Below are 12868 nucleotides of genomic sequence, written 5' to 3' on the forward strand. Positions count from 1 at the left end.
GGCTCGTGGATGTCCGTGATTGGTATAAGATTCGAGCTCAAGGCTGGAATGACGTCTTTAACTTCCGTTGTACCACTTCGTCATGCTGGAAGCCACAAGGCGGCTATCCTGCGTCTTCAATACGAACACACGCCAAATTTACCTATTTTCCATCCCAGCAATCCTCAACTAACCTTACAGTCTGATTCCATCAAGAGGGTATGCACGTTATGGGCTTTATTCTGTTTTTGTTGATAGGTGCGTTAGCTGGCTGGTTGGCTGGCAATTTTATGAAGGGCGGCGGCTTTGGTTTAGTTGGTAATATTGTGGTCGGCATCCTTGGCGCAATCTTCGGTGGCTTTATCTTTAAGATCTTGGGCTTGACCGCAGGTGGCCTAGTGGGATCTTTGGTTATGTCTACCGTAGGTGCGGTGTTGCTACTGTACATTGTTGGCTTAGTGAAAAAGGCTTAAAGGGCCTTTAGTGCACCTTACATCGGCAGAACATTTCGATATCACAGTGCAATTGACGTATGATGCGGCAAGATTTTTAGAAGTAGAGTGCCATGGATACTATCCCAGTTAAGCAAGAGTCTGAACCAGAAGTCAGTTGTAGCACTTGTCGCGCTTGTTGTTGTCGATTAGAAGTAATGATCATTACCGATACAGGCGTCCCTGAAGAGCATATAGCAAGGGATAAGTGGGGAGGGGAGACCATGCTTCGTCTAGATGACGGATGGTGCTCTGCAGTGGATAGAGAGACACTCATGTGCACTATCTATGAAAACCGCCCATGGATTTGCCGCGAATTCGAGATGGGTTCGTATGAGTGTCGCAACGAATGGCAACCTAGAGATTAGCTTCCAATAAAAAGGGTCGGTTTATACCGACCCTTTTTCATTTCAGCAAACAGTAAAAATTACTGAGTTGCTTGAATTGCTGTTAGAGCAACAGTGTAAACGATGTCGTCTACTAGTGCACCGCGAGACAAGTCATTAACTGGCTTGCGCATGCCCTGAAGCATTGGACCGATAGATACTAGGTCAGCTGAACGCTGTACTGCTTTGTAAGTTGTGTTACCAGTGTTTAGGTCTGGGAATACAAATACAGTTGCTTTACCTGCTACAGGAGAGTTAGGTGCTTTAGAAGCCGCTACGTTCTCCATGATCGCTGCATCGTACTGTAGAGGTCCGTCAATGATAAGATCAGGACGTTTCTCTTGAGCAAGCTTAGTGGCTTCACGTACTTTATCTACGTCTGCACCTTTACCTGACTCACCAGTAGAGTATGAGATCATTGCAACGCGTGGGTCGATACCGAATGCCGCTGCTGAATCAGCAGATTGAATTGCGATTTCAGCCAGTTGTTCCGCATTAGGATCTGGGTTGATTGCACAGTCACCGTATACCAATACTTGATCAGGCAGAAGCATGAAGAAGATTGAAGAAACGATAGACGCATCAGGTGCCGTCTTGATGATTTGGAACGGAGGAACGATAGTATTTGCTGTGGTATGAACCGCACCAGATACAAGGCCGTCAACCTCGTTGTTCTCAAGCATCATAGTGCCTAGGAATACTGAATCTTTAAGCTTCTCACGAGCAACAACTTCAGTCATGCCTTTCGCGCCACGAAGCTCTACTAGGCGAGCAACGTAGTTTTCACGTACTGCTGCAGAGTCGATGATCTCAACGCCAGCACCAAGCTCAACACCTTGTTGTGCTGCAACGCGACGGATTTCGTCTGGGTTACCAAGAAGCACACAAGTCGCGATACCGCGCTCAGCACAGATAGACGCAGCTTTAACTGTACGTGGCTCATCACCTTCAGGAAGAACGATACGCTTGTTAGCACGACGAGCATATTCTGTTAGCTGGTAACGGAATGCTGGTGGGCTTAGGCGACGAGATGCAACAACACCTTCAGTTAGAGAGTCGATCCATGGGCCGTCGATGTGGCTTGCCACGTGCTCGTTAACGAACTCGATACGCTCTTTATCGTCTGCAGGTACTTCAACGCTGAAGCTTTGCAGGTTAAGAGACGTCTGCCAAGTGTTGCCCTGTGCCTTGAAGATAGGTAGACCAGTATCGAATGCTGGCTTACATAGACCTTGAATTTCTTTCGGAATGTCGTAACCGCCCGTCAGAAGTACAGCACCAATTTCAACACCGTTCATTGCTGCAAGAGCTGCAGCTACGATTACGTCTGGACGGTCTGCTGAAGTTACCAGTAGAGAACCTGGTTTGAAGTGCTCGATCATGTTTGGTAGAGAGCGCGCACAGAAAGTGATGCTCTTGATACGACGGCTAGAGATTTCACCTTCGTTGATGATATCAGCGTTAAGGTGCTTAGCCATGTCGATAGCACGAGTCGCGATAAGCTCAACACTCCAAGGCACGCAACCTAGTACGCGTACTGGGCTAGTGTTGAAGATTTCCATCGCTTGGATGTTTGCTTGATGCGCTGCATCTGAATCATCAAAGATTTCAGATAGATCAGGACGAGTACGACCTGCTTCATCCACTGGAGCGTTAAGTTTGTTGATGATAACGCCAGAGATGTTTTTGTTTTTCTTGCCACCGAAGTTAGATACTGCAACTTCGATACGTTCTTTAAGCTGAGATGGATTGTACGTGCCAGGGGTTGCAACGAATACGATCTCTGCGCCAAGAGTCTTAGCAATTTCTTCGTTTACTTGGTTTGCAAACGGGTGCTTACGAGTTGGAACAAGACCTTCAATCAGGGTCACGTCTGCATCGTTAATTTCGTTGTAGCGTGCAACGATTGTTTCTAGTAGTACATCCATTTGCTCGTTACGGATAAGCGCTTGCGCTTCATCCATAGGAGTTGGAGTACCGATTTTGATATCGTTTGCTGATTCAAGAATGGTAGACGTTAGGTCAGGTTGGCTGCCACCAGTACGTGGCTGAGCGATAGGTTTGTAAAACGAAACGTTTACACCCTTGCGCTCCATTGCGCGGATAACACCCATGCTAACACTAGTAAGACCAACACCAGCGCTGATAGGGACAAGCATAATGGTACGAGACATAGTCTGAAGACCTCGAAATGTAATAAAAAGTCACAGCTGGGGGACAGCTGAACCAAAACTAAACGGATGAGGAAGACCTCACCCGTTTAAAAGATTAAAGACCAGCTAGACGCGCTGTGTCTTCTGCAATAACTAGCTCTTCGTTAGTAGAGATAACCATTGCTGGGATGCGGCTGTCAGCAGAAGTGATAGTACCTTCGCCACCGAAGCGAGCTTTAAGGTTTGCTTCACCGTCTACTTCAATACCGAATACGCCAAGACGGTTAAGAACCATCTCACGAATTGGAGCAGAGTTTTCACCGATACCACCAGTGAATACGATAGCGTCTAGACGACCTTCTAGAGTTGCAGTGTAACCAGCAACGTACTTAGCTAGGCGGTGACAGAATACGTCCATCGCACGAGTTGCTTCTTCTTTCTCACCGTAGTTGTCTTCAACGAAACGACAGTCAGAAGTCACTTCAGTTAGACCTTGTAGGCCAGACTCTTTAGTTAGCATAGTGTTGATTTGATCAACGGTGTAACCTAGAGAGTCGTGTAGGTGGAAAATGATAGCAGGGTCGATGTCACCACAACGAGTACCCATTACTAGACCTTCAAGAGGTGTTAGACCCATAGAAGTATCTACAGACTTACCGTTCTTGATTGCACAAACAGAAGCACCGTTACCTAGGTGGCAGTTGATGATGTTTAGTTCGTCAGCTGGTTTACCTAGTTGCTCTGCTGTTTCGCGAGCGATGAACAGGTGAGAAGTACCGTGCATGCCGTAGCGACGGATGCCGTGCTCTTTGTACAGGTTGTACGGAAGAGCGTACAGGTAAGCTTCTTCAGGCATAGTCTGGTGGTAAGCAGTATCGAACACAGCTGTCATTGGAAGTGCTGGGAATGCTTTTTGAGCAGCCTTGATACCAACGATAGCAGCAGGGTTGTGCAGAGGTGCAAGAGCTGCACAGTCTTCGATGCCCTTAACAACGTCATCAGTGATAAGTGCTGATTCAGTGAATTTCTCACCGCCGTGAACAACACGGTGGCCGATAGCACCAAGTTGCTCAGATAGTTCTGGTTTAGAAGCTAGGATAGTGTCTACGATAAAAGTTAGCGCTTCATCGTGAGCCGCACCGTTGCCAAGTGCTGCTTCGTGTTTGCCGTCCAGTTTCCACTTGATACGAGCTTCAGGAAGGTGCAGACACTCTGCAAGACCAGTAAGATGCTCTTCGCCGTTGTCCGCGTCAACGATAGCGAATTTAAGGGAAGAACTACCGCAGTTTAAAACTAAAACTAGCTTTGACATGTTTGTTTACCTGTATTTCATCTGATTATTCAGAAAGAATGAATTTAGTCTTCAAGAGTAGTCGAATTTCGGTTTTGAAAGACTACTCTGTTTTTAATTGCAACAATTTCCCTTTGTTGACCGTATATACCTTTCAGGATACGTTTTACAATCCTTGCTAACACGCCTTGCTCTCGCCTAATATGTAGTTAGGCATGATGCTATGGACGAGACGCTGACAAGGATAGCGATATTAGGCAAATATAACAAAAAAAATTGAAATTTCTTTATCTTTTATCAATTTTTTGTGGTTATTTTTTAAATCTTCAACTTTTTTTTAGCGGTTTTGGGTATGGTTGAGAAAGTCGGAATGCTTCACAGATTGAAAGACGGTCAGACGTACATGGATCTTTGGCCCATGCGAAAAGAGCTTTCGCCAATGTTTCCTGAGCATCGCATTATTACAGCCACTCGATTTGGCGTAAGAGTTATGCCTGCGGTTGCTGCTATTAGTGTCTTAACGCAACTGACCTTCCAGAATGGTTCAGGATTGTCGCAAGCGATCATCGTTGCTCTGTTTGCGATTAGTTTGCCGGTTCAGGGTTTCTGGTGGCTTGGGACTCGCTCTAATACGCAATTGCCCCCAGCACTTGCTAACTGGTATAGAGAGATCCATCAAAAGATCTTAGATTCAGGGGCAGCGCTCGAGCCACCCAAAGCAAAACCTCGTTACAAAGAGTTAGCTCAGCTTTTGAATCGTGCATTTAGACAGCTCGATAAAAACGTATTAGAGCGCTGGTTCTAGGCTCTCTTTTTAAACGGCTTTTTCTTCCCTACTAGAGTGTGCTTTTTGATGAAGTGCGCTCACCTCGTTTCATATCCCTTTCCTCAAATTGCTTTTTTACGTGACATTTCCTTAACATTTCCACAAATAAGAGAGCTAGGTCACTTTGTTAGCTTTTGTTTTCGAACTCTTACTGGTAATAATAGATGTCTAGAGTGCTATGTTTTGATTAAAGAAACATCGAATTAACTGTTATTTGATGCTTGTTTGTACATTTTAGCCTCTAAAAGGACATTTAATTCAGCTCTATTTGCTGATTCAAGGAGTGAAAATGAAGACAAATAAGATGATTGCCACCGCATGTTTAGTCGGTGCTGCGCTTCTATCTAGTACCAGTGTTATGGCAAAAACAGCTAAGGTGGCGGTCTCTCAGATTGTTGAACACCCAGCATTAGACGCAACGCGACAAGGCCTGCTCGATGGTTTAAAAGCCAAAGGGTATGAAGAAGGTAAAAACCTTGAGTTCGACTATAAGACCGCGCAAGGTAACCCAGCCATCGCGGTGCAGATTGCTCGCCAGTTTGTGGGTGAAAATCCTGATGTCTTAGTGGGCATCGCAACACCAACGGCTCAAGCGCTGGCGTCTGCGACGCGCGATATTCCTATTGTGTTTACCGCTGTTACTGATCCAGTAGGGGCTAAGCTGGTTCCGCACTTAGACAAACCAGGCAAGAATGTGACGGGGTTATCTGACCTTTCTCCTGTGGCTCAGCACGTCCAGCTAATCCAAGAAATATTGCCTGGTGTACAGACCATTGGTGTGGTGTACAACCCAGGCGAAGCCAACGCAATGAGCCTAGTTCAACTGCTAAAAGCGGCGGCAAAAGAAGAAGGCTTAACGGTTATCGAGTCTACGGCTCTGAAGAGTGCAGATGTATTGTCTGCAACTCAAGCCATTGTTGCGGATGCTGATGTTATCTATGCACCAACGGATAATACGGTCGCGAGTGCCATTGAAGGGATGATTGTCGCTGCTAACCAAGCCAATAAACCCGTATTTGGCGGAGCAACGTCTTATGTTGAGAAAGGCGCAATTGCTAGCTTAGGTTTTGATTACTACCAAGTTGGTGTGCAAACTGCAGATTATGTTGCAGCAATCCTAGACGGCAAAGAACCTGGCTCACTAGATGTAAAGATTGCCGAAGGATCTGATATCGCAATCAGCGAAACGGCAGCTAAAAAACTAGGTATTAACATTCCTCAATCTGTTGTAGCTCGAGCTACCCAAGTTAAATAAGTAAGTTAGCCAGCCTCAGGGCTGGCTTTTCCACTTTGTGGGGTTTATACCAATCGTCGTAAATAACGGGTCATCCTAGCTTGTTAAAGCACTCGATAAGGGCGTTAGAATTTTTGATTGTAGAATAACTACTTATCAAAAAGTTGTGCCTTGTTATCCCGCGTTTTTTCTACGCTATTTCTGACCACTTATTTGCTGTGATTGGTATTAGAGCAGCGAAGGAGTATGTATGTCTGCTTTTGCATTTTTTGGGGCACTTGAACTTGGGTTGGTGTACGGCCTTGTTGCATTAGGTGTTTACCTTACCTTCCGCGTTTTAGATTTTCCCGATCTGAGCGTAGATGGTTCTTTTCCTATGGGTGCTGCAGTCGCCGCTACTGCGATAGTCTCGGGTATCAACCCTTGGCTGGCGACAGGAATGGCCATAGTGGCGGGTTCTATGACCGGGTGGGTAACGGCTTTTCTTGCAGTACGTTGCGGCATTTTACATTTGCTTGCTTCCATTCTTACCATGATTGCTGCCTTCTCAATCAATATCCGCATTATGGGCAGACCTAACGTAGCCCTGCTGGGGGAAGAGACTATCCTTACCCCGTTTGAGAGTATTGGCGATCCTATGTTGATTCGCCCTTTAGTGGTGGGCGTCCTCGTTCTTATTGCCGCCATGTTTATTATCCGACTGTTGAATAGTGATTTTGGCCTTGGCCTTAGAGCGACAGGCGTAAACGCGCGTATGGTACGTGCACAAGGTGGAAGTACTTCTTTCTATACCTACTTTGGTCTTGCTTTGTCTAATGGCTTTGTCGGCTTTGCTGGCGCACTATTTGCGCAAACCAATAGCTTTGCTGATGTGACATCTGGAGTGGGAACCATAGTTGTGGGCTTAGCGGCGGTAATTTTGGGGCAAACTCTTATCCCAGGGCGAAGAATCTGGGTAGCGGTAACTGCAGTTATTGTTGGCTCTGTCTTGTATCGTTTGGCGGTGGCTTTTGCGCTAAGTTCAGGCATGTTTGGGCTACAAGCGTCTGATCTCAACTTAGTAACGGCTGTTTTGGTTGCTGTGGCATTGATTGCGCCGAAGATGAAGGCGAAATATAAAGCGAAACAGAAATTGCAACAAGCGCGTACTAGTAAGGAGGTGGCATGATCGAATTAAAAAATATCCAGGTCGCCTTTAATCCTGGCACTATTCTGGAAAACCGAGCACTGCGCGGAGTCGATCTTGTCGTACCTGAGCATGAGTTTTTAACTGTTATTGGCTCAAACGGCGCAGGGAAGTCAACACTGCTCGGGGCGGTAACCGGTGAAACTCCAATGATAGGAGGCAACGTTGTTATCGATGGTCTTGATGTCACGCGCCGTTCGGTAGACCAAAGGGCGAGTCTATGCGCTCGAGTATTCCAAGACCCTTTAGCGGGCACTTGTGGCGACCTCACGATTGAAGAAAATATGGCTCTTGCCTATCGCCGAGGACACCGACGTGGTTGGAGCTTGGCTTTATCAAGCAAGCGCAGAAAATTATTCCAAGATCGTATCGCTATTTTAGGATTGGGATTAGAGGATAGGCTTGGCGACAGCATTGGTCTTCTCTCCGGCGGGCAACGTCAAGCGGTAAGCCTGATTATGGCCACGCTATCAGGCAGCAAACTTTTACTGCTGGATGAGCACACTGCAGCGCTTGATCCTCGAATGGCCGCTTTTGTCATAGACCTAACCAAGAAGGTAGTGAAGGAGTTCGACCTTACCGCGATGATGGTAACGCACTCAATGAAAGATGCTTTGGCTTGTGGTGACCGCACGGTAATGCTACACCAAGGTGAGATTGTATTGGATGTCGCGGGCGAGCAACGAGCTAATATGGGCGTTCCAGATTTACTGGAAATGTTCAGTAAAGTTCGCGGTGAAGAGCTTACTGATGATGGGTTGTTACTCAGTTAACCGATAACTCTACTCTATTATCTCTACAAAGCGTGATCTCGCCTTGATATGCGGTGGATCGCGCTTTTTTATCCCTTATTAATTCACTAATTTGTGGGCAAATCGTTCCGTTTCGGAGTTTGTATGCAAAGCCCATTTCTGTTTCATCCTCAATCGAGTGATAGCCTCACCTTTGATGGTACTCATTTAACCGCAACACTGTTTGTTGAGCCTATTGATAACATACAGCAAGTCGTCATCAGGCATGAGCCGGACAATGAGCAGTTTTATATCCCAATGTCTCAGATTAAAGACGCTGATAAGGGACGACTGCAGGTATGGCAGGCTCGCTTTCCTATTAATGAAGATAGAGATGTCTCACACTATGTGTTCAAGGTTCAGACCAATACAGCTCAGTATTGGTTAGATGCGCGCGGTGTTTCTAATCGTATTCCACCAAAGGAAGTTCATTTCAAATTCAACGCCCAGCATCGCCCTGCGGATTGGGTGCAGAGTCAGGTTTTCTATCAGGTATTCCCAGACCGCTTTTGCAATGGTAATCCAGACATTGGCGTTTCCAGTGGCGAGTACAGCATCAAAGAAGGGACGGTTCCTGCGGTTGAATCTGAATGGGGCACGCCCATCAACAATGGTGAGTCAATGTCCGTTCAGTTCTTCAATGGTGACATTGCAGGCATTTACTCTAAGTTGGATTATCTGCAGGATTTAGGCGTGACAACCCTATATCTCAACCCTGTATTTAGCTCTCTTAGTAACCATAAATACGATACGACAGATTATTTTAATGTTGATCCGCACATTGGCGATAATGAGCAACTTGCTGAGTTATGCCAAGAGGTTCATCGCCGTGGCATGAGAATTGTGCTGGATGCGGTATTTAATCATACCTCTGCTGAACACCCTTGGTTTGATAAAAGCGGCAAGGGCACAGACGGGGCGTACCATAACCTTGACTCCAAGTTTCGAGACTATTACTTCTTTGATGGGCAATCACAAAACTACGAGGGATGGAACGGCGTTCAAAACCTGCCAGTACTTAACTTCGAGCACCCAGAAGTGCGCGACTATATTTATGACTCTGACTCTGCTGTTATTAAGCATTGGCTACGTCCACCTTACAGTATCGATGGTTGGCGCTTTGACGTTATTCACATGCTAGGAGAGGGCAAGGGCGCCTATAACAATGCGCACTATGTAAAAGCATTCCGTGATGCCACCAAACAAGAAAACAGCGAAGCACTTGTTCTTGGTGAACACTTCTTTGAAGCTACCTCATGGCTGCAAGGGGACCAAGAAGATGGTGCAATGAACTACTATGGGTTTGCTCATCCCGTACGCGCATTTTTCGCCAACCAAGATATTGCGTATGACCCTATTTCCTTGTCTAGTAACGAATTCCAACAATGGCTGCTAGAAGCAAAAGCTAAGGTTCCTTGGCACAATCAGTTGGCACAATTGAACCAGCTAGACAGCCACGATACAGCGCGCTTTATTACCTTGTTAAAGGGTGATGAGGATAAAATGCGCCAAGCAGGTCTATTCTTGATGACGTACATCGGTGTGCCGTGTCTTTACTATGGCACCGAGGTGGGCCTTGAGGGTGAGAACGATCCCGATAACCGCCGCACCTTCCCTTGGGAGCGTGTTGAGCATTCGCAGTGGGTACCATTCTTCAAGCAAATGCTGGCATTGAGGCACAAGTACAAGGCGCTACAAAGTGGTGATTTGCACTTCTTTGAAAACCAAAATGAGCAACTAGCCTTTGCGCGAAGCTTTGGTGCTGAACAGCTGGTGGCGTTATTCAATAATAGTGACAAGCCAAGCGAGTTTCGTGTGCCAGTGTGGCAATTGGGTTTGGAAGACGGCGTGGCTGAAAGCGTGCTTTCTCAAAAAAATGTAGCTATTGAAAAGGGTGAGCTTGTGGTGACTCTGAGTGGTAAAGGGTGCGACCTAATCAAGCTATAACACCTTGAACACTATAAAGAAACGGCCTTTAATATTCATAATATTAAAGGCCGTTCAATGAATCTTTAATTCTAGATCAGGGTGGTATTACGCGTTGGCTAGCAACTCTTGATGGTAGAGCTGAATGTACTCCACGATAGGTTCGGCCTTGTTATAAGTGCGTATGCTATGGAACAGCTCTTTCGCCTCAGGGTATTGCTGGCGAAGATACGAAAACCACTGCTTTACACGATTCGGGTAATACAGCCCTTTATCGCCTTTCATCTCATATTCGGAATATCTTAATAGCAGGGATACCACTTCATTCCACGGCATAACGGTTTGGTTGTGCTTAACCACATTGCCAAGGTTTGGCACGTTAAATGCCCCGCGACACACCATTAGAGAATCAATACCTGTTGTTTCAATGCAGCGCTGTCCGTCTTGGTAGTTCCAGATTTCTCCATTAGCAATCAGTGGCATCTTGGTATGTTGACGAATCTTATTGAGATAATCCCAGCGGATCTGATCGGCGCGATAACCACCTTCTTTGGTGCGTGCGTGTACAGTTAACTCGCTGGCCCCTGCACTTTCTACGGCGTCTACGATCTCAAAGCAATCTTCTGGGTTTTCCCAGCCAAGACGGATCTTTGCGGTAACAGGGATCTCGCTTGGCACGGCCTCACGACACGCATTGATGATCTGATACATGAGCTCAGGCTCTTTTAACAGAACCGCGCCACCTTTGCTCTTATTGACTAGGCGAGCAGGGCAACCAAAGTTTAGGTCGATTCCCGCAGCGCCAAGAGTAAAGGCTTTATGGGCATTTTCTGCCATCCACTGCGGATGCTGACCAAGAAGTTGCAAGTGTATAGGTGTTCCTGACTTTGTCTTGGAGCCTTGCAGGAGCTCAGGGCAAAGCTTGTAGAATGAACGGTCTGGCAATAATTGGTCGCTGACGCGCACAAACTCAGTGACGCATAGGTCAAAGTCGTTGATGTCAGTGAGGATTTCTCGCATTAAGTGGTCGAGAACGCCCTCCATAGGGCCAAGTACGAGACGCATTTTATTCTACCTTTGTTTGCAGGAGGGCGGATTTTAGTGGGTTTTGAGCAAAATGTCACCGACAAAGTTTTCTGGCTAATGGCACTGTAGCAGCCTAGGACATTTTCACTCATACTAGAGGAAATTTTTAGAGAGTAGATATCATGAGTGATTTGATTGGCTTACCGGAGAATGTTCCAGAGAGTAGTTACTTTTGGGAAGGTGCTATTTTAGCCGCCAATTTGACGGTGAAGCCACTAGAGCCAGAAATGTGGGCTTCAGAATTGTGTGGTGAAGAGTTTGAGGTAGTCAAGCCGACTATCATTGAACATATCAATGCCCAATATGGCAAACTCAAAGCCAACCAATACTCAGTACTTGAGCTAACGAATAATGATTCTGAACACCTTGCCGACTTAGCCGAAGGTTTTCTAGCAATATGGCCTATTGTTGAACAAGAGTGGCTGTCTACAGAGGTTGCTGACGGCACGGCAAGAATGCTATCGGCCTTGCTAACGACACTATCGCTATTGGTTGATGAAGAACAAACCCATCAGCAGATGAAAGAAGCTGGCTATGAAGAACTGCCTCAAATTAACGATCTTCAGCCACAGCTTGATTTGATGGTTAATGAGGTCGCACAAGCTGCCGATGAGCTTATGGTGGGCAATAAGAGCCAAACACTCAATCCATTTAAGGATGTGGGTCGCAATGACTTATGCCCTTGTGGCAGTGGTAAGAAATTCAAGAAGTGTTGCGGTGCTTAGCGTCTGTTGTGCTATCGATAAACAAAAACGACTGCCAATGTGCAGTCGTTTTTGTTTCTAATCTAGGTGCAGTTATACCAATCGTAGTAAATAACGGGTCATCCTAGCTTGTTAAAACTCTCGACAACGGCGTTTTCCCTACGCTATTTCTGACCACTAACTTACTGTGATTGGTATTAAGCTGACGTTTTCTTTAAACCAACGAATTGGAGCAAAGTAAATAGCACTGCCACACCTAAGCTTGCGCCAAAAATAATCACTAACCATTGTGGCATGGAAAGACCAACAAATTGCCAGACGATCTTGCTACATTCACCATAAGCCTCAAACATCCATGGTGCCCATTCATTCAATGGCGCCCAGCTTGGGAAGTTAACGAAGATATCGCATGTCTTAAATGGTGATGGATTAAATTGATAATCGACGTGCTCGAGAGCAAGCATCAAGCCTTGGAAACTGGACGCAATCCAACCCACTAAGCCTAAGCCACGTAAGAGAGGGTTTTGAGGTTGACATAATCCAACCGCTGCCGAACCGATAATACCCATCATAGCAACGCGCTCATAGATACACATTACACAGGGTGCAAGTAGCATTACGTGTTCAAAATACAGGGCACAGAGTTCAAAGGCGATAATTGCGAGCAAAAGTAATAGCCACGACAGGCGTGAGCGAGAGAATTGATACAGGTTCTCGAGCATGAATTGATTTCCTTATACGCACATCTTCCATGCGCAAAAAAGCCGGCGATAACTGTCGATCACGCCGGCTGATAACAGTCTGTTAGTTTTACC

The 12868-nt window shown here is 46.2% G+C and carries 12 protein-coding genes; 8 read left to right on the forward strand and 4 right to left on the reverse strand.

Features of this window, described 5'->3' with window-relative positions:
- Positions 1–209: 209 nt before the first annotated feature.
- Positions 210–452 carry a GlsB/YeaQ/YmgE family stress response membrane protein gene (locus D5I41_RS11805; RefSeq protein ID WP_119009941.1) on the forward strand — a complete coding sequence of 81 codons (243 nt, stop codon included), beginning with the start codon at positions 210–212 and terminating at the stop codon, positions 450–452.
- A 92-nt stretch (positions 453–544) separates the two neighbouring features.
- Entirely contained in the window at positions 545–838 is a 294-nt protein-coding gene (locus D5I41_RS11810; RefSeq protein ID WP_119009942.1) for a YkgJ family cysteine cluster protein, read from the forward strand.
- 59 nt (positions 839–897) lie between these two features.
- Here D5I41_RS11810 and pta read toward each other — a convergent pair whose 3' ends face one another.
- Positions 898–3030, reverse strand: coding sequence for a phosphate acetyltransferase (pta, locus tag D5I41_RS11815; protein WP_119009943.1), 2133 nt, complete (start codon positions 3028–3030; stop codon positions 898–900).
- A 94-nt stretch (positions 3031–3124) separates the two neighbouring features.
- On the reverse strand, positions 3125–4321 hold the full coding sequence (locus D5I41_RS11820; RefSeq protein ID WP_119009944.1) for an acetate kinase: 1197 nt from the start codon (positions 4319–4321) through the stop codon (positions 3125–3127).
- 331 nt (positions 4322–4652) lie between these two features.
- On the opposite strand from D5I41_RS11820, the gene yfbV reads away from it, so the two are divergent.
- The 5 genes from yfbV (at position 4653) to malZ (ending at position 10284) form a co-directional block, all read left to right on the forward strand.
- On the forward strand, positions 4653–5105 hold the full coding sequence (gene yfbV, locus D5I41_RS11825; RefSeq protein ID WP_026012921.1) for a terminus macrodomain insulation protein YfbV: 453 nt from the start codon (positions 4653–4655) through the stop codon (positions 5103–5105).
- Between the two features lie 310 nt (positions 5106–5415).
- The gene (locus D5I41_RS11830; RefSeq protein ID WP_119009945.1) at positions 5416–6381 is read left to right on the forward strand and encodes an ABC transporter substrate-binding protein; all 966 of its coding nucleotides are present in this window, start codon (positions 5416–5418) and stop codon (positions 6379–6381) included.
- 229 nt (positions 6382–6610) lie between these two features.
- Positions 6611–7528 carry an ABC transporter permease gene (locus tag D5I41_RS11835; protein ID WP_119009946.1) on the forward strand — a complete coding sequence of 306 codons (918 nt, stop codon included), beginning with the start codon at positions 6611–6613 and terminating at the stop codon, positions 7526–7528.
- Positions 7525–8319 carry an ABC transporter ATP-binding protein gene (locus tag D5I41_RS11840; protein WP_119009947.1) on the forward strand — a complete coding sequence of 265 codons (795 nt, stop codon included), beginning with the start codon at positions 7525–7527 and terminating at the stop codon, positions 8317–8319. Before D5I41_RS11835 ends, D5I41_RS11840 begins: the two co-directional genes overlap by 4 nt.
- 123 nt (positions 8320–8442) lie before the next feature.
- The gene (gene malZ / locus D5I41_RS11845; RefSeq protein WP_119009948.1) at positions 8443–10284 is read left to right on the forward strand and encodes a maltodextrin glucosidase; all 1842 of its coding nucleotides are present in this window, start codon (positions 8443–8445) and stop codon (positions 10282–10284) included.
- Between the two features lie 87 nt (positions 10285–10371).
- Here the strand turns inward: malZ and dusC are convergent, their stop codons facing one another.
- Positions 10372–11328: a tRNA dihydrouridine(16) synthase DusC gene (dusC, locus tag D5I41_RS11850; protein WP_119009949.1), complete on the reverse strand. Its 957-nt coding sequence runs from the start codon at positions 11326–11328 to the stop codon at positions 10372–10374.
- Positions 11329–11471: 143 nt separating this feature from the next.
- Between dusC and D5I41_RS11855 the strand changes: the two genes are divergently transcribed.
- Positions 11472–12074 carry a YecA family protein gene (locus tag D5I41_RS11855; protein ID WP_119009950.1) on the forward strand — a complete coding sequence of 201 codons (603 nt, stop codon included), beginning with the start codon at positions 11472–11474 and terminating at the stop codon, positions 12072–12074.
- A gap of 176 nt (positions 12075–12250) precedes the next feature.
- Here the strand turns inward: D5I41_RS11855 and dsbB are convergent, their stop codons facing one another.
- Positions 12251–12775 (reverse strand): disulfide bond formation protein DsbB, encoded by a 525-nt coding sequence (gene dsbB / locus D5I41_RS11860; protein WP_119009951.1) that lies wholly within the window; start codon positions 12773–12775, stop codon positions 12251–12253.
- Between the last annotated feature and the right edge of the window lie 93 nt (positions 12776–12868).

Origin of the sequence: Vibrio superstes, from assembly GCF_003569005.1 — a bacterium.
GTDB classification, from domain to species: Bacteria; Pseudomonadota; Gammaproteobacteria; order Enterobacterales; family Vibrionaceae; genus Vibrio; species Vibrio superstes.